The organism is Blastomonas sp. 34TW, assembly GCF_059803595.1.
This window is the reverse complement of record NZ_JAPFGW010000012.1, coordinates 49,572-73,240: the sequence shown is the minus strand read 5'-3', so window position 1 is coordinate 73,240 and position 23,669 is coordinate 49,572. Positions and strand designations below refer to the sequence as shown.

Below are 23,669 nucleotides of genomic sequence, written 5' to 3'. Positions count from 1 at the left end.
TGCGCCTAGACCGGCTGCGGCGCGTCGGCAAGCTGCCATTCGGCGATCACCTGCGGATCGGTTTCGTGCGCAGCCCTGGCCGCGCGTTCGGCCCCCGCCCGCGCCGGATCGAGCCTCGACAGTGCCCAGACCGCCGCGCCGCGCACCACCGGGTCCGCGTCGTCGAGAAGCACTGCCACCGGCGCGATCAATGCGCCATCGCCGCTATTGCCCGCCGCAATCAGAGCGTTGCGCACCATCCGCCCGCGCCCGCTGCGCTTGATCGGCGAGCCCGAGAACAGCGCCCGGAACGCGGCGTCGTCGAGGCTAAGCAGATCGGCGAGCGAGGGCGCGACCAGCTCCGCGCGCGGAAGGAACGCTTGGTTCCGGTGCGCCGCATCGGCAAACTTGTTCCACGGGCAGACCGCCAGGCAATCGTCGCAGCCATAGACATGGTTGCCGATGCCTGCGCGCAGCTCGGCCGGAATGGGTCCTTCATGCTCGATCGTCAGATACGAGATGCAGCGTCGCGCATCGAGCCTGTAGGGCGCGGGGAACGCATCGGTCGGGCAGATGTCCTGGCAGGCGGTGCACGATCCGCAGCGATCGCGCCCTGCCCCGCTCGGTGCCAGCTCCAGCGTGGTGTAGATCGCGCCGAGGAACAGCCAGCTGCCATGGCTGCGGCTGACCAGGTTGGTGTGCTTGCCCTGCCAGCCGAGGCCTGCCGCCATCGCCAGCGGCTTTTCCATCACCGGCGCGGTATCGACGAACACTTTCACCTGCACGTCTTCCGCCTGCGCGACGATCCAGCGGGCGAGCGCCTTGAGCGCGGACTTCACCGTCTTGTGATAGTCCCCGCCCTGCGCATAGACCGAGATGCGGCCCCGATCCGCTTGCGCCTCCAGCGCGAACGGATCGCGTCCCGGCGCATAGCTCATGCCCAGCATGATGACCGATCGCACATCGCTCCACAGCACCTTGGGCTCGGCGCGCTGGTGGCTGCGCCCCTCCATCCACAGCATGTCGCCATGGCAGCCCGCATCGAGCCAGGCCTGGAAGCGCGCGGCGTTTTCCGGGCCGAGAGCGGCAGGCGCGAAGCCGCAATCGGCAAAGCCCAGCTTCGCCGCTTCTGCTGCTATCTCGGCCTCAAGGTTTCGCTTGCCGCTCGCCATGCTCATCCGCTACCCGATTCATGGGCTTCCACCAAGTGCGACGGCCCGCCCGGAGAGACGCTTGAGCAAGGATCGCCCGTGACCGCCAACGCCATCGAAGCGCATGGCCTCGTCAAGATTTTCGGGCGGCAGCGCGCGGTGGACGGGGTGGATCTCACCGTTCCCGCCGGCAGCATCTTCGGCATATTGGGCCCCAATGGCGCGGGCAAGACGACGACGCTGCGCATGCTGCTGGGCATTGTCGACCCCGATGAGGGCACGCGCACCTTGCTCGGCACCGATCATCCGCTCGATGTCGCGCGCCGGGTCGGCTATCTGCCCGAGGAGCGCGGGCTTTACCCTTCGATGAAGGCCTATGATGCCATTGCCTTCATGGGCGCGCTGCGCGGGCTGCCGCTCGCCGAGGGGCGCAAGCGCGGGCGTGCGATGCTCGAGGAGCATGGCCTGGGCAAGGCGGCGGACAAGGAGGTGCGCACGCTCTCCAAGGGCATGGCGCAGACGGTGCAGCTGCTCGGCACTTTGGTGCACGATCCCGAACTGATCGTGCTCGACGAGCCATTTTCCGGCCTCGATGCACTCAACCAGGCCAAGCTCGAACGGATGATCCGCGCCCAGGCAGCGCGCGGCGTCACCGTGATCTTTTCGACGCATGTCATCGCGCATGCCGAACGGCTGTGCGAGCGGATCGCGATCATCGCGGGTGGCAAGGTGCCCTTTGCCGGTTCCGTATCCGAAGCGCGCGACCGGCTGCGCCCGCAGGTGCGGCTAGAGACGCGCGCGCTCGACGGGCCATGGCGCGCCGCGCTGCCCGCCGATGCGGTGCCCGAGGGGCATTTCTGGCATTTCACCCTGCCCGAAACCGGAGTCGAGCCGCTGCTGCGCGCGCTGATCGAGGGCGAGGCGGGCATCCAGTCCTTGTCGATCGAGCGGCCGGGACTGCACGACGCCTTTGTCGCAATCGCCGGAGCCGATGCCGCGCGCCAGCTCGAGGAAGACCAGCAGCAGGAGAGCGCCGATGCCTGAACTCCTGCGCGCCTCCTGGGTCATCGCCCGGCGCGACTTTGCCGCGATCATCTTTTCCAAGGCGTTCTTCTTCTTCCTGCTCGGCCCGATCTTCCCGCTGGCGATCGGCATCGCGGCGGGCAGCATCGGTGGACAGGTCGCGCGCGACATCGACAAGAACAGCTTCGCGCTGGTGATGGATGCGGCCGACAGTGCGGCCGCGCTCGAGGCGCGCGCCAGCCTGGCGAAGCAGCTGGGCGAGCCGCGCGTTCCTGTGCTTGTTGCGGTCGAAACAGGCGATCCCGACAGCGTGATCGCTTCGGGCAAGGACACGCGCTATCTGGGCGTGCTGACCGGAAGCCTGGCCGAGCCGAGGCTGATCGGTACCAGGGACGAGGTGGAGCGGTGGAAAGGCCCGCTCGAGCTTTTGGTCGAACGCGCGCGCGAGGGCGATAGCGCCGCCCCGGCGCGGATCACGACGCGGCTGGTGGCTGAAAGCAGCGGCTCGGTCGAACAGGGCCGGCTGGTGACCGCGCAGGTCGGCCAGGCGTTGCTGGTGCTGCTCACCATGCTGCTTGCAGGCATGGTGCTGTCGAATCTGGTCGAGGAAAAGACCAACAAGATCATCGAGATTCTCGCCGCAGCGGTACCGATCGACGCGATCTTTCTCGGCAAGCTGTTCGCGATGCTGGGCATGGCGCTGATCGGCATTGCCTGCTGGACCTCGTTGGCGCTGGTTGCCATCCTGCTTGCCGCAGACGGCCTGCCGCAACTGCCACTCCCCGCGATCGGCTGGCCCGCCTTCCTCGCGCTCGGCGTCGCCTATTTCGCCATGGCCTATCTGCTGCTCGGATCGCTGTTCCTCGGCATCGGTTCGATGGCGAGCACCGTCCGCGAGGTGCAGACATTGTCGATGCCCGCGACCATGGGCCAGCTGGTGTTCTTCTTCCTGGCCTCGTTCTCGATCACGCGACTGGGTGAACCGATCGAACTGTTTGCGGCGATCTTTCCGTTCAGCTCGCCTTTCGCGATGCTCGCGCGCGCAGCGCAGCAGGGCGTGCTGTGGCAGCATCTGCTCGCGCTTGGCTGGCAGGCCTTCTGGGTGCTGCTGCTGATCCGCTTCGGCGCACGGCTGTTCCGCCGCAACGTGCTCAAGTCAGGTGGCGGCAAGCGTGGGCTGATCGCAGGGATGTTCGCGCGCAACTGACGCAAAAAGGGCCGCGACGGCATCCCGGCGCGGCCCTTCTGGTGGCTGCTGGGCCAAATCAGTACATGTGCTGGCCGCCGTTGATCGACAGCGTCGATCCGGTGATGAACGCGGCCTCTTCGGCGGTCAGGAACACCACGCCGCGCGCGATTTCCTCGGCCTGGCCGAGCCGTCCGACCGGGATTTGCGCGACGATCTTGTCCATCACGTTCTGCGGAATGGTGGAGAGCATTTCGGTGGCGATATAGCCCGGCGCGATCGCGTTGGCGGTGACGCCATATTTCGCGCCTTCCATCGCCAGCGACTTGGTGAAGCCATGGATTCCCGATTTGGCGGCGGCATAGTTGACCTGGCCGATCTGCCCGCCCTGGCCGTTGACCGAGCCGATATTGACGATGCGGCCCCAGCCGCGCGTGCGCATGCCGGGGAAGCACGCCTTGGCCATGTTGAAGCAGCCGGTGAGGTCGACGCGAATCACCTCGTCCCACTGTTCCCAGGTCATCTTCATCATCGTGGCATCGCGGGTGATGCCGGCATTGTTGACCAGAATGTCGACCGGGCCGTAATCCGCCTCGATCTTCGCGACCGCATCCATGCTCTGCTGATGATCGCCCACATCCCATTTCTGCACCGCAATTCCCGTGCGATCGGAAAAGGCCCGGGCCGCCTCGTCATTGCCACCATAGCTGGCGATGACATGCGCGCCGGCATCCTTGAGCGCCAGGCTGATCGCCTCGCCAATGCCGCGGGTTCCGCCAGTCACGATTGCGATACGACCCATATTCATCCTCCTCCTTGCCCGGAAATCGGTGCATTCGAGGCCACACTAGGAAGGCGTCGCGCGCAAGACAAGTTGACGCGGACGGGAAGTGTCGGGTGGTATTTGTTTCGGGTGAGATAACAAAAAAAGGGCGGCACCCTGCGGCACCGCCCCTTTGCATTCTCGCGAAAAATTCGCCGTTACTTGGTGCGCAGGCGCACCGGCAGGAACTGCGGCTGGCCGGTGCGGCGCTGCACGCGCAGCAGCACGGCCTCGCGATTGGCCGAGCGCGCCTCGGCGATCACGCGGTCGACCTCGGCCGAGGTGGCGACCGGACGGTTGTTGATCGACAGAATCACGTCACCGCGACGGATACCCTTGGTTGCCGCATCGCCCGACGGATCGACCGCCGCGACGACCACGCCCTTGATCTCGGGCGGCACGCCGATCTGGCGCGCGATCTGCGGCGTCAGCTCGGTCACCGCCATGCCCAGCGCCTGGCGGGTGGCGGTTTCGCTGTCCTGCTCGTCCTGGTCGGAGAAGTCTTCCGCCGCTTCGGGGTTGAAGGTCTGCGCGGCGAGCTCTTCATCGGTCGGACGGCGGCCCACGGTGGCGTTGAGCGTCAGCCGCTCGCCATTGCGAATCACGACGACCGGGATCTTCTTGCCCGGCGCAGTATTGGCGACGATGAACGAGAGCGTCTGGTCGGGCGTGACATCCTTGCCATCGACCGAAACCACGACGTCGCCCGCCTTGATGCCGGCCTTTTCCGCGGCTTCACCCGGCTCGACGCGCTGGACGAATTCGCCACGACGCTTGGGCAGGCCGAGCGATGCCGCAAGGTCATCCGTCAGCGGGTTGATGCCGATGCCCAGATAGCCGCGCTCGATCGCCGAACCGCTGCGCAGCTTCTCGACGATCGGTGCTGCGACCTCTGCGGGGATCGCAAAGCCGATGCCGACGCTGCCGCCAGTGGGCGAGATGATGGCGTTGTTGATGCCGATGACATTGCCGTTGAGGTCGAACATCGGGCCGCCCGAATTGCCGCGGTTGATCGCAGCGTCGGTCTGCAGATAGCGGTCATAGGCGCCGCCCTGGCCGGTATTGCGATAGACCGCCGAGATGATGCCCGAGGTCACCGTGCCACCGAGGCCGAAGGGATTGCCGATCGCGATGATCCAGTCGCCGACGCGCGTCTTGGTCGAATCGCCGAAGCGCACGAACGGGAAGGGCTTGGTGCCGCTGATCTTGAGCACGGCAAGGTCCGACTGCGGATCGCGGCCGATCAGCCGGGCGGGATATTCGGTGCCGTCGGGCATGGTCACGGTGATCGATTCGACCGACGCATTGCCCTCGGCGGCGATCACGTGATTGTTGGTGACGACATAACCATCGGCCGAGATGATGAAGCCCGAACCGAGCGACTGCGCCTCGCGGGTGCCGCCGCCACCGCCCTCGGGTGCGCCGAACAGGCCGCCGAACGGGGTTCCGGCAAACGGGTTGTTGGGCACGCGCACGCGCTGGCGCGTCGAGATATTGACCACGGCAGGCTGCAACTGCTCGGTCAGATCGGCAAAGCTCATCGGCGCGCCGGGCCGGGGAGCGGCGGCGAGCATCGCGCTCTGGTCGTTCTGCGCCACCTGCGCGCCCAGCGGCTGGCCGGTCGCCAGAACGATCGCGCTGCCACCCAGCAAAAGGGCCGACGTCACTGCATAGGCATATCGCACGTACAAATCCTCTTCATCTACAAGAAGCGACCATCGGCGTGCCCCAGAACGCCGGAAAACCGGCACACGCCATGGCAATATTCGGTTTGCAATCCACGCCTGAACGCAGATTGAATGGCGGGCGCGCATTCACGCGCCCAGGCTGTTATCGGTTCCCCCGACCCTGAAATTCCCGCAGATACTCGTTGTTCGGCGACAGGATGATCGAGGTGTCGCCCGATCCGCCCAGGAACGTCCGCTCATAGCTCTGCATCGCGCGGTAGAATTCATAGAAGGACGGATCCTTGCCGAAGCTGTTGGCATAGGTCCGCGATGCGGATGCATCGGCTTCCGCCCGGATGATCTGTGCGTTCTTCTGACCCTGCGCGGTGATGGTGCGCGCCTCCTGCTCGCGCGCGGTGCGCATGCGCTGGAAGGCGCTCTGCAACGGCGTGCCCTGGGGCAGGTCGGCGCGCTTGATCTGCACATCGACGATCTGCGCGCCATATTGCGCGGCGATGCGGTCAAGCCCGGCCTGGATGCGGTCCATGATGCCGCCGCGTTCGGGGCTCAGCAGCGCGGCAAACTGGCGCTTGCCGAGCTCGTTGCGCAATGCCGATCCCAGGATCGGGCGCAGTTCGGCCGCGACACGCTCGACGCTGCCGGCCGAGACGTACATGCGCTCGGGATCGACGATGCGGAAGCGGGCATAGGCGTCCACCTCTAGCCGCAACTGGTCGGTGGAGAGCACCTGCTGCTGCTCCATCTCGACCGCGATCACGCGCTTGTCGACCCACACGATCTGCTCGGCGAAGGGAATGCGTGCGATCAGGCCCGCACCGGTCTTCCCGAATTCCTCATTGTCGCGATAAACGTTGAAGGTGCGCACCGGCTGACCGAAGCGGACGATCACCGCCTGCTTGGTTTCGGGCACGATCGCGACCGAACTCGCCAGCACGATCAGCAGCAGCGCCAGAAGGCCCAGCAGCAGCATGGGGCGTTGCATCAGGCCGTTCATCAGTTCGACCCTCCCTGCGCACGCGGGGCTTCGACGGTGGTGCTCTCCTGCATCTTCTTGCGCAGCTCGGGCAGCGGCAGATACGGGGTCACGTTGCCCGGTTCGATGATCGTCTTGTCAAGCTTGGACAGCACGCGCTCCATGGTCTCGTAATACATGCGGCGACGCGTCACTTCAGGCGCGAGGCGATATTCCTCGTATACCTTGTCGAACGCGGCGGCCTCGCCCTGGGCAGCAGCGGTGAGCTGCTGCGCATAGGCGCGGGCTTCGTTGAGATAGGTCTGCGCCTCCTGCTGCGCGGCGGACACGGCCTTGAACGCCTCGTTCACTGCTTCGGGCGGGTCGGCCTTCTTGATCGCGACGCCCTGCACCTGGATGCCCGAGCGATAGCTGTCGAGCAGCTCCTTCATCCGCTGCTCGACCTTCTGCTCGACCTCGATACGGCCGGGGCCGATCGCATCGTCGAGCGTCACTTCGGCAACGCTCGCGCGCATCGCGGCCTCGGCGGCTTCGCGGATCGTCGCTTCGGGATCGGCGAGCTGGAACAGGTAGAGCGTCGGGTCCTTGATCGTCCAGCGCACCGAATAAGCGAGGTCGACCAGGTTCTGGTCGCCGGTGAGGATCAGGTTTTCCTGCGTGCCGGCCGCCGGAATATCGATGGTGCGGATGTTCTGCACGTCGACGGTCTCGAACGATTCGATCGGTGCGGGAAGCGTCAGCGCAATGCCGGGCTCGACCGTGCGCGAATAGCTGCCGAGGAAGGTGACGACGCCGCGCTCCTGCGGACCGACACGGTGGAAGCTCGACAGCACCAGCCAGGCGACGACGACCACGCCGATCGCGATCGGCACATAGCTCTTGCCATTGGGGCGCTTGGGCAGGCCGCCAAAGCCGCCGCCCCTGAAACCGCCACCGGGACGACGCTTGAAAAGATCCTCGATATTGCTGGGCTTGCGACCGCCATTGCCGCCATTGCCCGAAGGCTGCCAGGGGTTGCGCGGACCGCCACCACCATTGGAACCGCCGTCGCTGCCGCCCGAACCGGAATCGCCGGAGCCGCCCGAACCTCCCGATCCGCTGCCCCAGGGGCTGTTATTGGCCATCGTCAATATGCGGGGGAACCACCCGGTCAGTCTTGTCATAAGACCTTTATAGGTTGTGCCTTCGCAAAAAACAGGGGGTTCGTGCGCTTGTATTGTGCGTTGGCCCGCATTTCGTCTAGGCGGGGCGGAACGTCCACGGACAGGCTGGCCGGACGAGCGGATATCGCATGAAGCGCGAGGGAATGATGGCAGAGCTGAACGAGATCGAAGCCGTAGCGACAGGTGCCAGCGAGGGTCGGGCGAGCGCGGTGAAACTGCGCGAAGGCGGCGTGGTATCGCTGGTGCTCGACGTCGCCGGGCTCGACGGGCTGGCGCGCGACAGGATGGAGATCGCAGTCAAGGGCGCGCTGCTCAAGATCGAGGGGGTGACGAAGGTGCAGGTCGCGATGACCGCCGAGCGCCGCCCGCCCCGGCTGATCGTGGTGGGCTCGGGCAAGGGCGGCGTTGGTAAATCGACCTTCTCGGCCAATCTCGCGGTCGCGATGCACCGTGCCGGGCGCAAGGTCGGGCTGGTCGATGCCGATATCTATGGGCCCAGCCAGCCGCGCCTGTTCGATTGCGAGGACGTGAAACCCACCGCGCGCGACCAGAAGCTGGTGCCGGTGCCCAATGATTTTGGCGTGCCGATCCTTTCCATGGGTCATCTGGTGCAGCCGGGCCAGGCGATCGCATGGCGCGGCCCGATGGCGGGCAATGCGCTGGGCCAGCTGATCGACGCGCATTGGGGCGATGTGACCGACATCATCGTCGACCTGCCGCCGGGTACGGGCGACGTGCAGCTTTCCATGCTGCAAAAGCACAAGCCCGTCGGCGCGGTGATCGTTTCCACCCCGCAGGATCTGGCGCTGATGGATGCGGTGCGCGCGATCAGCCTGTTCGAACAGGGCAATGTGCCCATTATCGGCCTGATCGAGAACATGGCGGGCTATGTCTGCCCGCATTGCGGCGAGCTGTCCGATCCGTTCGGCATCGGCGGCGCGGAAGCGGCGGCAAAGTCGATGAACCTGCCGTTTCTTGGCCGTGTGCCGCTCGACATGGCGATCCGCAAGTCGTCGGACGCGGGCGTGCCGCCGGCCTCGGGCGAGGGGCTGATCGCCGATGCGTTCGGCAGCATCGCCGCGCGCATCTCGACCTGGATCGACAACCGCTTCGGTGAGCGGTCGGGAGTGGGGGGCTGAGCGCATGGCGCTGATCACGCGGCGCGGGCTGCTGATCACGGCGGCGGCCGGGGCGGGATTGACCGTCGCCTGGGCAGTGTGGCCACGCCGCTATGACGATCCGCCCGGCTTTGCGCAAGGCGAGGCGGCGTTCGGCGCGTTCCTGCGCATTGCCACCAACGGCACGGTGATCGTCGCCAACCCGCATTGCGAAATGGGCCAGGGCGTGGGCACCGTGCTCGCGCAGATCGTCGCCGAAGAGCTCGGCGCGGACTGGCGCACCATCGCGCTAGAACCCGCGCCGCCCGCGCCCATTTTCGCCAACAACCGGCTGGCGAGCGAATGGGTGCCGCTGCTGATGCCGACCGGCTGGACGCTGCAGCCCGACGAGAACGACATCCTCATCAAGCGCTGGGCAGCGATGCGCGATTTTGTCGTGACGGCGGGCGATACCGAGGTCACCGCGTACGAGCCGAGCTATCGTGCCGCAGCGGCGACCGCGCGCGCGATGCTGTGCCAGGCAGCGGCGGAGCGCTGGGGCGCTGCGGTCGAGGAAACCGATACGCGCGACGGCTTTGTCGTCTGGGGCAACGAGAAGCTGCGCTTTGCCGAGCTGGCCGAGGAGGCCGTAAGCTATCCCGTGCCGAGCCCGGCCCCCTTGCGCACCACGCTCCCCGGCAATGTCCGCGCCGAACCGATCGGCGATGCGCCGTCCTTTGCCCGGCTCGACCTGCCCGCCAAGGTCGATGGCAGCGCAAGCTTTGCGGGCGATGTCCGCCTGCCCGACATGGTCTATGCCGCGATCCGCCAGGGTCCGGTCGGCGCGGTGCGGCTGGAAAGCGTCAGCCGAAAGCCGGCAGACGGCGTCACCGGGCTGATCGATGTGGTCAAGGGCGAGGACTGGGTCGCTGCGGTCGCGACGAGCTGGTGGGGGGCGGACAAGGCGGTGCGCCTGCTGCGCCCGCGCTTCGCGCATATCGGCGGCAAGCTCAGCGGCGAACAGATTGCCGAGCGGCTCGACAAGGCGCTCGACGGGCCGGACAAGGGCGGGCGCACCGGTTACCGGATGTTCGCGCGCGGCGAGGAGGACGCCGGTTTCGCGACCGGAAAAGGCATGGCCGCGCGCTACAGTATCGCCGCCGCGCCGCATGCCACGCTGGAGACCGGCGCCGTCACCGCGCGCTTTGCCGACAACCGGCTGGAATTGTGGGTCGCGAGCCAGGCCCCGCAGGTCGCGCGCCGCCGCGCCGCCGCCGCGCTCGGCATTCCGGCAGCTAACGTGCAGATCTACCCAATGCCCGCAGGCGGATCGTTCGACCGCAGACTCGACGACGATCTCGCCGCGCCTGCTGCCATCCTCGCCCGCGATCTGCGCCGCCCGGTGCAGCTGATGCGCTCGCGCCTGGAGGAATCGGCGCGCGATCCCGTCCGCACGCCGGCTGCCGCGCGCATCGCCGCGCTCACCGATACCGAGGCGAATATCCGCGCGCTTTCGATCAAGATCGCCTGTCCGCCCAGCGCGCGGGAGTTCGCCCAGCGCCTGTTCAACGACGCCCACCCCACAGAGGCTATCGAGGCGACCAGCGGCGAGGCCGACCGCATGGCGGTGGCAGGCGCGATGGTGCCCTATGACATCCCGCACCTTGCCATCGATCATTATCCCGTCCGCATCGACGTGCCGACGGGACGCTGGCGCGGCAATGCGGCGAGCTATGGCGTGTTCGTGACCGAAACCTTTATCGACGAGCTGGCATCGCGCGGACGCCGCGAGCCGCTGTCCTACCGCGTGCAGATGCTGAGCCAGAATATCCGGCTCGCCAATTGCCTGACGCGCGTCGCTGGCCTTGCCGAATGGGATGGCGGCATGGACAATAGCGGCCAGGGCGTCGCCTGCTGCTCGTGGAACGGCGCGCATATCGCTGTGATCGCCAGCGCCTCGCGCGCGAGCGATGGCGCAGAGGGCGGCACCGGGCGCGGCGGCTTCCGGGTGGAGCGGCTTTCCGCCGTGGTCGATGCCGGACGCATCATCAATCACGACATAGCCTTGCAACAGATAGAGGGCGGCATGATATTCGGCCTTGCGATGGCGATGGGGTGCGCCACCGGCTGGACCGATGGCTATCCCGATGCCAGAGCGCTCAATGACCTTTCCCTGCCGCTGCTCGCGGACATTCCGGAGATCCGTGTGGACCTTATCGAAAGCCAGGAGCCGCCTGCGGGGCTGGGCGAGATCGGCGTGCCCGCCGTCGCCCCTGCCATCGCCAACGCGCTGGCCTCCGCTACGGGCTTGCGCCTGCGTCAGCTCCCCCTGCTGTCAGGTGGCCTGTGAGCGAAGCTGAAATCTCCCGTTCGGGCATGGTGCCGCCACCCGAGCACCCGCCGATCCTGAAGCCGAAGGTCGGCGTGCTGCTGATCAACCTCGGCACGCCCGCTGCGCCGACGACCAAGGCGGTGCGCGATTATCTGGGCGAATTCCTGTCCGACAAGCGCGTGGTCGAGATCCCGGCGATCGTCTGGCAGCCGCTGCTGCGCGGCGTCATCCTCAACACCCGGCCGCAGAAATCCGCCGCCGCCTATGCCGAGGTGTGGACCGATCACGGATCGCCGCTGATGGTCTATTCGCGCCGCCAGACCGAGGCGCTGCAGCAGCGGCTGGGCGACGGCGTGCTGGTCGATCTCGCGATGCGCTATGGCCAGCCGTCGATCGAATCGCGCCTCACCGCGATGAAGCAGGCGGGCTGCGACCGCATCCTGCTCGCGCCGCTCTATCCGCAATATTCGGGCGCGACGACGGGCACCGCCAATGACAAGGCGTTCGAGGTGCTGCAGGCGATGCGCTGGCAGCCCGCGATCCGCACGCTGCCCGCCTATCATGACGACCCCGCGCATATCGAAGCGCTCAAGCGCAATATCGAGCATGCCATCGCCTCGCTCGATTTCGAGCCCGAGGAGATCGTCACCAGCTTTCACGGCATGCCGCTGCGCACGCTGCATCTGGGCGATCCCTATCACTGCCAGTGCCGCAAGACCGCGCGCCTGTTGAGCGAGGCGATGGGGCGCAACCTGATCGTGTCGTTCCAGTCGCGCTTCGGCCGCGCCAAATGGCTCGAGCCCGCGACCGACGCGACGCTCGAGGCGCTGGGCAGGAAGGGCGTCAAGCGCATCGCCATCGTCGCGCCCGGTTTCTCCGTCGATTGCCTCGAGACGCTCGAGGAACTGGCGATCCAGGGCCGCGAGCAGTTCGAGCACGCGGGCGGCGAGAAATTCGCCTACCTGCCGTGCCTCAATGCGAGCGAGGAAGGCATGGACATGCTCGAGACGCTGGTGCGGCGGGAATTGGGGGGGTGGGTGTAACCTTTGAAGCCCTCTCCCCTTTAGGGGAGAGGGTTGGGAGAGGGGCATGCGCGACTCAGGCCCCTCTCAGCTTCGGCTAATCAGCAAGCTGATAAGCCTCCGCATCTCTCCCCTGAAGGGGAGAGAGCAGGCTTTTACACACCCCCACCCTCGACTTGCCCCCGTTCGCGCGGCATATCATTCGCAACATCATCTGCACGGGGAGCCTTTGCCATGTCCGACATCTTTCTAGGCCTGGGCGGCGGCGAGAAGCAGATGCTCATCCTGTCGCGCGCCAACCGGCACGGGATGATCGCGGGGGCGACCGGCACCGGCAAGACCGTCACGCTGCAGGGCATTGCCGAGAGCTTCTCTGCCGAGGGCGTCCCCGTCTTCGTCGCCGATGTGAAGGGCGACCTCGCCGGAATCGCCATGCCTGGCTCGCCGACCCACAAGGCGCACGAAAAACTCGTCGCGCGCGCGGCCGAGATAGGGCTCGAAGGTTTTGCCTATTCGGACAATCCCGCCGTGTTCTGGGACCTGTATGGCGAGCAGGGCCACCCGATCCGCAACACGATCAGCGAAATGGGGCCGCTGCTGCTCGCGCGGCTGATGGGATTGAACGACACGCAGGAAGGCGTGCTCAACATCGCCTTCCGCTTTGCCGACGAACAGGGGCTGCTGCTGCTCGATCTCGCCGATCTGCAATCGGTGCTCGCTTATACTGCGGAAAACGCGAGCGAGCTCTCGGCGCGCTTCGGCAATGTCACCAAGGCGAGCGTCGGCACGATCCAGCGGCAATTGCTTCAGCTCGAAAGCCAGGGCGCGGCGCAGTTCTTCGGCGAGCCTGCGCTGGAGATCGACGATTTCCTGCGCTGCGACGAGCAGGGCCGAGGCTATATCAACGTGCTCGCTGCCGACAAGCTGATGCAGAGCCCCAAGCTCTACGCCACCTTCCTGCTGTGGCTGCTGTCCGAACTGTTCGAGACGCTTCCGGAAGTGGGCGATCCCGAAAAGCCCAAGCTCGTCTTCTTCTTCGACGAGGCGCATCTGCTGTTCGATGACGTGCCGGAAGCGCTCGAGGAAAAGATCGAGCAGGTCGTCCGCCTCATCCGCTCCAAGGGCGTCGGCGTCTATTTCGTCACGCAGAACCCGATCGACATTCCCGAAAAGGTGGCGGGCCAGCTCGGCAACCGGGTGCAGCACGCGCTGCGCGCCTTCACCCCGCGCGACCAGAAGGCGATCCGCGCCGCCGCCGATACCTTCCGCATCAACCCCGATCTCGATGTCGCCACCGCGATCACCGAGCTCAAGGTCGGCGAGGCTTTGGTCTCGACGCTGATGGAGGACGGATCGCCCTCGATCACCCAGCGCACACTGATCAAGCCGCCGCGCTCGCGGCTGGGGCCGCTCAGCCCCAAGGAGCGCGCGATCATCCAGTCGGTCTCGCCGCATGACGGCAAGTACGACACGCGCGTGGAGCGCGAATCGGCGATGGAGGTGCTGGCGCAAAAGGCTGCCGATGCCGCTGCCGTGGCCGAGGAGGTCGAGGCGAAAGGCAAGGAAGAGGTGGCCAAGCAACCGCGCAAGACCACCTCGGTCTGGGCCAAGGCGGGCAATGCCGCAGCAGGCGCTGCGGCGGCATCGGCGGGTGCGGTGATCGCGGGCGCGCTGCGCGGCAAGAAGAGCAGCGCGCGCCCGGTCGCGTCGGCGGCCAGCGCGGCCGCGGGCGAGGTCGCCACCGAGATCGGCAAGGCGTTCGGCTTTCCGGGCCTCGGCCGCTTCGCGCGCAACCTGCTCGGCGGACTGATGCGATAGGCTTACGCAGCGAGGGTTGCGCACACGTCCCTCGACTTCGCTCGGGACAAACGGAGGGGGGTGCGTCTCGCCTTTGAACGACCTTTTCCGAGTTCCCGAGCGAAGTCGAGGGACGTCGGGACCCAATCCCCCGGTTCAAACGCTCTGGATATAATCCCTGAGCGCCGCCGCCTCGCTTTCGATCTTGTCGATGCGATACTTGACCAGATCGCCGATCGACACAAAGCCGATCAGCGTCGTCCCCTCCACCACCGGCAGGTGGCGGATGCGCCGCCGGGTCATCAGCGACAGCGCGGACATGACCTGGGTATCGGGCGTGACCGTGATCGCCGGCGCGGTCATCGCCGCCTCGACCGGCTGGTCAAGCACCTCGGGCCCATGCGCGTGCAGCTTGTAGACCAGGTCACGTTCGGAAAAGATGCCCACCACCTCGCCGTCGCGCACGATGGGCAGCGCGCCGATGCGTTTTTCCGCGAGCAGGTTGGCGGCATCGCGCACCGTGGCGCTGCACGCGCACTGGTGGACGGTTCCGTCGCGGCCGGAAAGGATATGGGCAATCGTCATGGCAGGCGCTCTCCTTGGGCACGGCCCGGTCGCCTTCTGGGGAGGCAGCGCCGAAACATGAGCGCCGCCAGAGCGACTCAAGGCAGAAGCATCGTCCCACGAAATGCTTGGAAAGAAAAGCCGCGAGCACCTATATCCCTGCCCATGCCGCGCTATTCGAATCTCGATGACCCTGCCTATGCCCGTTTCGCCTGGGGCCGATACTGGCGGGTGATGGGCTGGATGACGGCGGTGACCACGCTGGCGATCGGACTGATCCTGGGCACCCTGTTCCTGCTGCACGGGCTGGTCTCGATCCATCTCTATATTGCCGCAGCGCTCGGCATCGGCTTTACCATGCTGCTGACGGCGGCGCTGATGGGGCTGGTGTTCCTTTCCAGCGGCACCGGCCATGACGAATCGATAGACGACGCGCTCGATCCCGACGCGCCTTGAGGGGGTCTTTTTCATGTCCGAACCGACCGGATCGCTGACCGCGGGACGCGAACCCGTGCTGCGCGTGGTGCCCGCGCCTGCCGACATCAATTCGAACGGCCATATCTTCGGCGGCTGGGTGCTGGCGCAGATGGATATCGCAGGCGGCATCGTCGCCGGGCGCGAGGTGCAGGGGCCGTGCGCCACCGTTGCGATCGAGACGATGCAGTTCCTCGCGCCAATCCTGCTGCGCGACATCATCTCGATCTATGGCGAGGTCGAGCGCGTCGGCCGCACCTCGATCGCGATCCGGCTCGACGTGATCGCCACGCGCGGACGCGATGCGAAGGAGGTGCGCGTGACCAGCGGGCTGTTCACATTCGTCGCGCTGGATGAGAACCATCGCCCAAGGCCGATCGTGCGCGAGACTCCCCTGGTCTGATCGTCATTCCCGCGAACGCGGGAATCCCGCTTCTTCACCAACCGATGTGCAAAAGCGGGACCCCCGCCTTCGCGGGGGTGACGGGTTAGTTGCGGGCAATATCGGCCAGCAAATTCCCCACCGTCTGCAGCAGCAGCGCGATGTCGCCATCGCGCGACAAGCGGTGGTCGCCATCCTTGATCAGCAGCAGTTGCACGTCGGCCGATCGCAGCTGCTTGGCCGTTTCCAGCGCATATTGCCACGGCACGTCGGCGTCGTTCTGCCCCTGGATCAGCCGCACCGGGCCATCATAGGCGATCTCTCCAATCAGCACGCGGTTGCCCTCGCCCGATTGCCAGAACTTGCGCGTGGTCACCATCGGCTCGGGCCCGTATTCGCTGACCCGTTCAAGCCGCCCTTCGGTGAGGATCGTCATCTTCTCTTCCTGGGAGAAACCCCACATGGTGAAATCGGGTGCGGCGGCGATGCCGACGATTCCCGCGACGCGCTGCGGCCGGGCCAGCGCGACCAGCAGCGCCAGCCAGCCGCCCATCGACGATCCGATCAGCAGCACCGGCCCGCTCACCACCGTATCGATCAGCGCGAGCACGTCATCGCGCCAATCGGCCAGCGCCTGGTCCTCGAACGCCCCGCTGCTCGCCCCGCACCCGGCATAATCGAAGCGCAGCATCGCCAGGCCCTGCGCTCCCGCCCAAGCATCGAGCGCCAGCGCCTTGGTGCCGGTCATGTCGCTGGCATAGCCGGGCAGGAAGACGAGGGTGGGGGCATCCACGCGCTCGGGCGCGGCGCGGCGGAACGAATAGACAAGGCGCGGCCGATCGGCGCGGTCGAGAAACGAGAGGCTGTTGGTCATGCGCTGCGGCTTAGCCGAGCATCGCCGATCTGGCCAGCCGCACCGCATCCGCCTCTCCCTTGATGGGAGAGGCGGCGAGACTTGCCAGCTTGCTGGCTAGTCGCAGCGGTGAGGGTGATCGTGCGTTCTGGCACCCCGGCATCATCCCGCACCCTCACCCCCACCCAACCCTCCCCCATCAAGGGGGAGGGCTTTGAAGAGCCATTCAATCGCGCATGAAGATCGCCTCGATCGGGACGCCGAACAGGTCGGCGATGCGGAAGGCGAGCGGGAGCGAGGGGTCGTATTTGCCAGTCTCGATCGCATTGACGCTCTGGCGCGAGATGCCGAGCGCATCGGCCAGATCGCCCTGCGTCCAGTCGCGCTCGGCGCGCAGCACCTTGAGCCGGTTCTTCATCCGCAATCCCCTGCATCGCCAAAGCCGAAGCGGTTGACGAGCTGGCCGATCGCCAGCCCGAGGCACCACATCGGGAAGACAAAGAACACCGGCATGTTCGGAATTTCGGGCGAATAGAGCTCCAATATGCCCCAGACGCTGGTGATCGCGAGCGTGAGCCCGGTGGCGACCAGCATCTTGCGCACCTCGAGCATGCGCAGATATTCGTCGTCGAGCTCGACGAGCAGCCGCGCCATCGCCCAGAGCCAGCCGAGCACGGCAAGCCCCGGCAGCAGTGCCATGCCGATGGTGAGCCCGTTTGCGGGCGCATTGTCCACCACGATGAAGGTCGCCAGCGCGATGCTCGCGACATAGGCAAAGGTGATCGGCACGAAACGACGGACATAACGCCGCATCGCCGGATGATCCTTGGCGCGCATCAGTCGACTGCCTCGGAATTGGCGCAGCAACGGGCGTTGTTGATCGAGACGACGGCAAGTGCGGGCGTGATCGCCAGCATCACTTTCATCGCGTCGTCGGATACCAGACCATAGACGTTCAATATGGCAAGACCGAGCATCGGCAGGGCCCAGCAGAGCGCAAGGAGATAGGCATTCATGGGTCAAGCTCCCTTGATTCGATGTAAAGGGTGTTTGTCATTTGGCGCGCCTGATGTCAAGGGCCCTTGATATTTTGATTGGGGTGGTTGTCACCCTGTTTTCCTCTCTCGATGGCAGGTAACCACGTTACGCCTCTCCCTTGATGGGAGAGGTAGCGAGACTTGCCAGCTTGCTGGCTAGTCGCAGCGGTGAGGGTGATCGTGCGACTGGGCGCGGCTTCACGATGCATGCTTGATCCGGCGCCATCACCCCCACCCAAACCCTCCCCCATCAAGGGGGAGGGCTTTGCGATAGCGCCCCATCGCCTGTAGTGACTCCTTCACCCTTAGCCGCTATACCACGCGCATGGCGAGCATCCGCACCCTCACTAGCACCACCACTCCCGGTTTCCGGGGGCGGGGCTGCGTGGGCTGAAGGGCGCGCGGCCTGCCACCCCGGAGCGGGTGGCGCGGCGTCGGCTCCTCCCCGCACTTTCCGGCACGACACACAGGCGCGTAACCCCTTTTGGGGCGCGGCGCTTTGTGCCATGGCGCTGCGGAACAAATGGGCGGAACAACAGGAAACACGGCCATGTCCCAGCTTTTGAAGATCAGCCTGCCCGATGGTTCGGTGCGCGAGATGCCGCAAGGGTCCACCCCTGCCGATGTCGCCGCCGCGATCGGCCCCGGCCTTGCCAAGGCGGCGATCGCCGCGCGCGTCGATGGCGAACTGCGCGATATCACCCGGCCGTTCACCGGCGATGCGACGCTGGCCCTGGTAACCGCGAAGGACGAGGCCGATGCGCTCGAGCTCGCCCGGCACGATTTCGCGCATGTGCTGGCAGAAGCCGTTCAGAACCTGTTTCCGGGCACGCAGATCACCTTCGGCCCGTCGACCGATGACGGCTTCTATTACGATTTCGCGCCCAAGGACCGGCCCTTTACCGACGAGGACCTGCCGGGAATCGAGGCCGAGATGCGCCGCATCATCGCCGCGAACAAGCCGCTGCGCCGCGAGGTCTGGGACCGCGATGCGCTGATCGCGCGCTGGCGCGAGCAGGGCGAAACCTTCAAGGCCGAATGGGCCGCCGAGCTGCCTCAGGGCGAGGAAATCAGCGTCTACTGGTCGGGTGAGGACTGGATGGACATGTGCCGCGGCCCGCATCTCGCCTCGACCGGCAAGCTCGACCCGCAAGCGTTCAAGCTGACGCGCGTATCGGGCGCTTACTGGCGCGGCGACCAGCGCAACCCGCAATTGTCGCGCATCTACGGTACCGGCTGGCTCAACAAGAAGCAGCTCGACGCGCATCTGCTGCGGCTGGAAGAGGCGGCCAAGCGCGACCATCGCAAGATCGGGCAGGAAATGGACCTGTTCCACCTGCAGCAGGAGGCGCATGGGAGCGTGTTCTGGCACCCGCGCGGCTTCGTGATCTATCGCGCGCTCGAGGCCTATATGCGCCGCCGGCTCGATGCCGCCGGTTATCTGGAAGTGAAGACCCCGCAGGTCATGGACGCGCGCCAGTGGGAGCAGTCCGGCCATTGGGGCAAGTATCGCGAGAACATGTTCGTCATCCCCGACGAAGTACCCAATACCGAGGACGAAGGCCCGGTGGTGTCGAACGACGCCGCCTGGATGGCGCTCAAGCCGATGAACTGCCCCGCGCATGTGCTCATCTTCCGCCAGGGCATCAAGAGCTATCGCGACCTGCCCTTGCGCCTCGCCGAAATGGGCTGCTGCCACCGCAACGAGCCGCATGGCGCGCTGCACGGCCTGATGCGCGTGCGCCAGTTCACGCAGGACGATGCGCATATCTTCTGCCGCGAGGACCAGCTGGTCGACGAGATCAGCCGCTTCTGCGACCTGCTCGACGTGGTCTACAAGGATCTGGGCTTTGGCGATTATGCCATCAAGCTCGCGCTGCGCCCCGAAAAGCGTTTCGGCTCGGACGCAATGTGGGACTGGTCCGAACAGTCGATGCGCGATGCGGTCGCGGCGACCGGGCGCAACACGCCCGAATGGGGCTGGGAGGAGCTGCCTGGCGAAGGCGCGTTCTATGCGCCCAAGCTGGAGTTCCACCTGACCGACGCGATCGGCCGCACCTGGCAGGTCGGCACGATCCAGACCGATACCGTGCTGCCCGAGCGGCTCGATGCCAGCTATGTCGCCGAGGACGGCAACCGCCACCGCCCGATCATGCTGCACCGCGCGATCCTGGGCAGCTATGAGCGCTTCATCGGCATCCTGATCGAGCATTATGCGGGCAAGTTCCCGCTATGGCTCGCGCCGGTCCAGGCGGTGGTCGCGACGATCGTGTCGGATGCCGACGATTATGCGCGCGAGGTGGTGGCGGAGCTCCAGGCGGCGGGCATCCGTGTCGAGGAGGATCTGCGCAACGAGAAGATCAACTACAAGGTGCGCGAGCATTCGGTGGGCCGCGTGCCCAACATCCTGGTCGTCGGCAAGCAGGAGGCGGAGAAGCGCACCGTCGCGCTGCGCCGCCTGGGCGAACAGCAGCAGCAGTTCCTCTCGCTCGACGAGGCGGTGGCGATGCTGAAACAGGAAGCACTGCCGCCCGATCTCAAGGGCTGATCCGCCTTCGTAACGGTCAATGAAAAGCCCCCTGATCCAGCGTCGGATCAGGGGGCTTTTTCATGCCTGCGCTTCCGCGGGGTTCCGCTCAGGAAAAAGGGCGCGATGGTTACCCACCGCGCCCCCGATCCTCTCCCCGAGGGGAATATTAGAAAGTGAGGCGAACCCCGAAGCGCACCGCCCAGAGCGAACCGCGCAGGTCGACCGCCTCGGCCGGAGCTTGGAAGGTCGTGCCGGTGCGGTTGGCGAACTGATACTGAGCGCAGGTGTTGGTGCCCTGCGCAACGCAGGTCACGTTGGCCAGCGTTCCGTAATAGGGGAAACCGACCTGACGGATGGTACCCCAATCGGAGTCGAGCAGATTGAGCACATTCTCGACGTCCGCCAGCAGTTCGACCTTGGTGCCCAGGAAGAACGGAACTTCCTGACGCAGCGAGAGGTCCAGCTTGTTGTAGCGCGGCGACTTCCCGATGTTCTTCGGCGCGATGCGGCCCTGATACTTGTTCAGTTCGGAATTCTGCACGAAGTTCTGGAAGCCGGCAAAGTCGAAGTTCGCTGCATAGGTTACCAGCGGATCAGCCGTACGCGACGAGACATTGGGCACATACATCAGGTAGCGGTTGTTGGTGCCGGTGACACCGAAGACCGCCGAACGCAGGTTGCCCGATGCCTGGTCGGCAAAGGTGTAGCTGTAACGCTGACCAGACTGCGAGTTGAAGAACAGCTCGAACCGGGTCGTGTTGTCCCCGAACAGCTTGGCATCATAACCCATCACGATGCGGAAGGCGTCATCACGCTGGTAGTTGGAAATGCCATAAGCTGCGAAATTGGGATCAATGACGGCCGCGTTGGTGTAGTTGGAGAACGCCACCGACGAGGTGCCCGAGTTGGTGTCCTTGGCACGCTGATAGGTGTACGAAGCGCCCAGACGGAAACCGTTGTCCCAACGCTTGTCGACCCGCGCCACCACGTTCCAGCTGTAACCACGACCGTCGTTGGTCAGCAGGATATCGGTATTGGTGGTCGTGCCCTGGCCAGGCAGCGCACTGTAGCGCGGGCGGCCATCGGGGAGCACGCCGGTCGCCACCGAGCGCAGATCGGTCCAAGTCAGAGCGTCCTTGACCTTCGACCAGATGACATCGACGCCGAACTGCCAGTCGTCACCGAGGAAGCCGAGATTTGCGTTATATTCGAGCGTACCCGAAACGCGCCACTGCGACGGGATCTTGTAGTTCGGATCGAGCGCGTTGGTCGGTGCCTGCGCGGTGCCGGTGGTGCGGATCGCGTCAATCAGCGCCTGCGGAATGCCGGTGCCTCCCGAAACGTTGTTCAGCGTAGCTGCGCCAATCGCGTTCTGCTGCGCTGCCGACAGCCCGGCGATGCCCGAGACGGTGAACGTATCAGGAGCACCGTTCACGCCGGGAACGCGACGGACCTGGACGTTGCCCAGCGTCGGACCGGGGTTCGAATAACTGTTCGAGATCCAGACGTTCGGGTTGCCGCCACCGAACAGACCCGCCGAACCACGGAAGGTCAGGCGATCGGTGGGCTTCCAGTTCAGGCCGAAGCGCGGCTGGAACAGCTGGCGACCATTGAGGGTCTGGGCGTTGGTGAAGCCGTAGCGGTTGAAGAAGTCGTTGTTGACGAACGGACGATCGGGCGTGTCGAACAGGTCCCAGCGGAAGCCAGCAGTCACCACCAGCGTGTCGGTGACGTCCACGGTATCCTGCAGACCGAAGGTCCAGCTGTTATTCTCGAAATTGGCCGCGACCGTCTCGATACCACCACGCAGCGGTGCCGAGAAGTTCAACTCGTTCGCCTGGCGCGCCTGAAGACCGGCGATCGAGTCGAAATACCAGGCACCCGAGACGCGCTGGGCGAACAGGTTGCGGATATCCTGGGTCCGGCGCTCGGCGATCAGCTTGAGCGTGTGGTTGTTGAGCTGCAGTGTAGCCTGGAACTCGATATTCAGCGACTGTGCGTCGAGTTCGTTTGCCTGACGGCTGATGTCCGGGCCGAAGGTGAGCTGACGCTGGCCAACAGTACAGGCGAGCGCTGCCGCAGCCACGGTCTGGCCAGTGATCGGCGCAGGCGAGGTCGGGTCGAGACAGGTGCGGAACTCACCAAAGGACGCTGCGCCAAAAGGCTGCTGAATGCGCAGATAATCGGCATAGGACACGCGCAGCTGGGTCGAGAAACTGTCGGTCCACTGGTCGTTGAACTGAACGATGCCGAAATGGTTGGTCGCACCCTGGTTATAGTTGTTCGACAGGTACGAGAAGGTCGGGTTAGTCGCAGTCAACGCACCGATGCCGGTCTGGCCTGCGGTCACGTTGCCCTTGTTGTAGATATAGGTGAAAGTCGCGCGGTGGCCATCGGCGATGTTCCAGTCGACCTTGGCGACGAGCTTGTCGTCCTTTTCGGGAATGTTGCCGCCAATGCCCTGGGTGTCGAAATTATAGGCGCTCTGGGCGATCGCGCTGATGTTGCTGAGCTGGGCATCGGTAATACCGAGCGCACCAGGCAGGATCGGGGCAGGAATGATGTCCCGCAGCCGCTCATAGGTCACGGCGAAGAACAGCTTGTCCTTGATGATCGGGCCCGCCAGCTGAGCGGTGTAGATCTTCGATTCATAGGCACCGGTGCGGGTCACGCCGCGGGCGGTATCACCGCGCAGGCTGTCATCGCCGTAATAGAAACCGGCCAGGCCCGAGAAGCTGTTGCTACCCGACTTGAGCTGTGCGTTGAGCGCGCCGCCCTGGAAAAAGCCCTGCTGGATATCGACGGGGGCGACTTCGACCGAGAATTCGCCGATCGCATCGAGCGGAACCGGGCCACGGGTCGAAACCAGGCCGCCCGCTTCGAGACCGAAGGGATCGCCGAAGGCAACGCCATCGACGGTGAAGCGGTTGAAACGGTTGTTCTGTCCCGCGATCGAGATTGCCCCGCCATTGGTGGGGTCGAGGTTCACGCGCGGGTCGCGTGCGGCGAGGTTGCGGATGTCGCGGTTGACGTTCGAGACGCCTGCGATGTCGCGCGCGCTCAGCACCGTGCCTGCACCCGATTCGAGCGGGGTGACATTGGCGACCGACGAGGCGGTCACGACGATCACGGCCTGCGACTGCAGCTCGACCGGAACGCGGAAGGGCTGGCCGGCCTGGAGGAAAATGTCGGTGACCGACGACTGTTCAAAGCCCGACGCGTTGACTTCGACGGTGAACGGACCGCCGAGACGCAGGCCGACGGCGCTGAAATTGCCGTCGCTGTCGGTTGTGGTGGTTGCGGTCGTGCCCGAGGGCGTGTGGATGATCTTGACTTCGGCGCCCGCCAGCGGCGCGCCGTCTCCGGTGACGGAACCACGGATCGACGAAGTCGTTTCCTGCGCATGCGCCGGTGCGGCCATGACGGTGGCCAGCGAAAGCGCCGCGGCGCTTGCCGCGAGATAATAGCGAATCTGCATGTGTCTTTCCCCGTTTCTTGCCACCCTTGGGACACTGGCGGCGATGAAAGCGCTCTCAAAAATCAAGAGATGAGCGGCGCACTAGGCGGCGCTAAGGACAGAAAAGCGAAATGAATG

Annotated in this window: 20 protein-coding genes; 9 read left to right on the top strand and 11 right to left on the bottom strand. The window is 65.6% G+C overall.

The window, feature by feature from the left end:
- Positions 1-5 precede the first annotated feature (5 nt).
- Positions 6-1,151 carry a tRNA epoxyqueuosine(34) reductase QueG gene (gene queG, locus OPU69_RS15305; RefSeq protein ID WP_060977649.1) on the bottom strand — a complete coding sequence of 382 codons (1,146 nt, stop codon included), beginning with the start codon at positions 1,149-1,151 and terminating at the stop codon, positions 6-8.
- Between the two features lie 78 nt (positions 1,152-1,229).
- Here queG and OPU69_RS15300 point away from each other — a divergent pair, with 78 nt between their 5' ends.
- Positions 1,230-2,174 (top strand): ABC transporter ATP-binding protein, encoded by a 945-nt coding sequence (locus OPU69_RS15300; protein WP_066282568.1) that lies wholly within the window; start codon positions 1,230-1,232, stop codon positions 2,172-2,174.
- Positions 2,167-3,360: an ABC transporter permease gene (locus OPU69_RS15295; RefSeq protein ID WP_060977616.1), complete on the top strand. Its 1,194-nt coding sequence runs from the start codon at positions 2,167-2,169 to the stop codon at positions 3,358-3,360. The genes OPU69_RS15300 and OPU69_RS15295 overlap by 8 nt, the downstream gene beginning before the upstream one ends.
- A 58-nt stretch (positions 3,361-3,418) precedes the next feature.
- Here the strand turns inward: OPU69_RS15295 and phbB are convergent, their stop codons facing one another.
- The 4 genes from phbB to hflK all read right to left on the bottom strand — a co-directional run bounded on the left by phbB (position 3,419) and on the right by hflK (position 7,986).
- A complete protein-coding gene (gene phbB, locus OPU69_RS15290; protein ID WP_060977648.1) occupies positions 3,419-4,141 on the bottom strand; it encodes an acetoacetyl-CoA reductase in 723 nt (240 codons plus the stop codon).
- 179 nt (positions 4,142-4,320) lie between these two features.
- The gene (locus OPU69_RS15285) at positions 4,321-5,847 is read right to left on the bottom strand and encodes a Do family serine endopeptidase (protein ID WP_498512179.1); all 1,527 of its coding nucleotides are present in this window, start codon (positions 5,845-5,847) and stop codon (positions 4,321-4,323) included.
- Positions 5,848-5,992: 145 nt separating this feature from the next.
- Positions 5,993-6,844, bottom strand: a complete 852-nt coding sequence (hflC, locus tag OPU69_RS15280) for a protease modulator HflC (RefSeq protein WP_498512177.1) — start codon at positions 6,842-6,844, stop codon at positions 5,993-5,995.
- Positions 6,844-7,986: an FtsH protease activity modulator HflK gene (gene hflK, locus OPU69_RS15275; protein WP_498512175.1), complete on the bottom strand. Its 1,143-nt coding sequence runs from the start codon at positions 7,984-7,986 to the stop codon at positions 6,844-6,846. Before hflK ends, hflC begins: the two co-directional genes overlap by 1 nt.
- A gap of 146 nt (positions 7,987-8,132) precedes the next feature.
- Between hflK and OPU69_RS15270 the strand changes: the two genes are divergently transcribed.
- From OPU69_RS15270 to OPU69_RS15255, 4 genes are all read left to right on the top strand, one after another.
- Positions 8,133-9,125, top strand: a complete 993-nt coding sequence (locus OPU69_RS15270) for an Mrp/NBP35 family ATP-binding protein (RefSeq protein WP_498512259.1) — start codon at positions 8,133-8,135, stop codon at positions 9,123-9,125.
- 4 nt (positions 9,126-9,129) lie between these two features.
- Positions 9,130-11,433, top strand: a complete 2,304-nt coding sequence (locus OPU69_RS15265) for a xanthine dehydrogenase family protein molybdopterin-binding subunit (protein ID WP_498512173.1) — start codon at positions 9,130-9,132, stop codon at positions 11,431-11,433.
- Positions 11,434-11,459: 26 nt separating this feature from the next.
- On the top strand, positions 11,460-12,458 hold the full coding sequence (gene hemH, locus OPU69_RS15260; protein ID WP_498512257.1) for a ferrochelatase: 999 nt from the start codon (positions 11,460-11,462) through the stop codon (positions 12,456-12,458).
- Between the two features lie 213 nt (positions 12,459-12,671).
- Entirely contained in the window at positions 12,672-14,255 is a 1,584-nt protein-coding gene (locus OPU69_RS15255; RefSeq protein WP_498512171.1) for a helicase HerA-like domain-containing protein, read from the top strand.
- A gap of 135 nt (positions 14,256-14,390) precedes the next feature.
- Here OPU69_RS15255 and OPU69_RS15250 read toward each other — a convergent pair whose 3' ends face one another.
- The gene (locus OPU69_RS15250; protein ID WP_060976906.1) at positions 14,391-14,819 is read right to left on the bottom strand and encodes a CBS domain-containing protein; all 429 of its coding nucleotides are present in this window, start codon (positions 14,817-14,819) and stop codon (positions 14,391-14,393) included.
- A 144-nt stretch (positions 14,820-14,963) separates the two neighbouring features.
- On the opposite strand from OPU69_RS15250, the gene OPU69_RS15245 reads away from it, so the two are divergent.
- Complete coding sequence (locus OPU69_RS15245; RefSeq protein WP_060976907.1) at positions 14,964-15,254, top strand: hypothetical protein; 291 nt, start codon at positions 14,964-14,966, stop codon at positions 15,252-15,254.
- Positions 15,255-15,267: 13 nt separating this feature from the next.
- Positions 15,268-15,675 carry an acyl-CoA thioesterase gene (locus tag OPU69_RS15240; RefSeq protein WP_060976908.1) on the top strand — a complete coding sequence of 136 codons (408 nt, stop codon included), beginning with the start codon at positions 15,268-15,270 and terminating at the stop codon, positions 15,673-15,675.
- An 85-nt stretch (positions 15,676-15,760) separates the two neighbouring features.
- On the opposite strand, the gene OPU69_RS15235 is transcribed toward OPU69_RS15240, so the two are convergent.
- The 4 genes from OPU69_RS15235 to OPU69_RS15220 form a co-directional block, all read right to left on the bottom strand.
- Positions 15,761-16,528: an alpha/beta hydrolase gene (locus OPU69_RS15235; RefSeq protein WP_498512168.1), complete on the bottom strand. Its 768-nt coding sequence runs from the start codon at positions 16,526-16,528 to the stop codon at positions 15,761-15,763.
- 205 nt (positions 16,529-16,733) lie between these two features.
- Positions 16,734-16,925 carry a helix-turn-helix transcriptional regulator gene (locus OPU69_RS15230; protein ID WP_060978614.1) on the bottom strand — a complete coding sequence of 64 codons (192 nt, stop codon included), beginning with the start codon at positions 16,923-16,925 and terminating at the stop codon, positions 16,734-16,736.
- Entirely contained in the window at positions 16,922-17,344 is a 423-nt protein-coding gene (locus OPU69_RS15225) for a hypothetical protein (RefSeq protein ID WP_060978615.1), read from the bottom strand. Before OPU69_RS15225 ends, OPU69_RS15230 begins: the two co-directional genes overlap by 4 nt.
- Positions 17,344-17,523, bottom strand: a complete 180-nt coding sequence (locus tag OPU69_RS15220; RefSeq protein WP_060978616.1) for a hypothetical protein — start codon at positions 17,521-17,523, stop codon at positions 17,344-17,346. Before OPU69_RS15220 ends, OPU69_RS15225 begins: the two co-directional genes overlap by 1 nt.
- Positions 17,524-18,094: 571 nt before the next feature.
- Between OPU69_RS15220 and thrS the strand changes: the two genes are divergently transcribed.
- On the top strand, positions 18,095-20,092 hold the full coding sequence (gene thrS / locus OPU69_RS15215) for a threonine--tRNA ligase (RefSeq protein ID WP_060977441.1): 1,998 nt from the start codon (positions 18,095-18,097) through the stop codon (positions 20,090-20,092).
- Positions 20,093-20,240: 148 nt separating this feature from the next.
- On the opposite strand, the gene OPU69_RS15210 is transcribed toward thrS, so the two are convergent.
- Positions 20,241-23,552: a TonB-dependent receptor gene (locus OPU69_RS15210; protein WP_060977382.1), complete on the bottom strand. Its 3,312-nt coding sequence runs from the start codon at positions 23,550-23,552 to the stop codon at positions 20,241-20,243.
- Positions 23,553-23,669 lie beyond the last annotated feature (117 nt).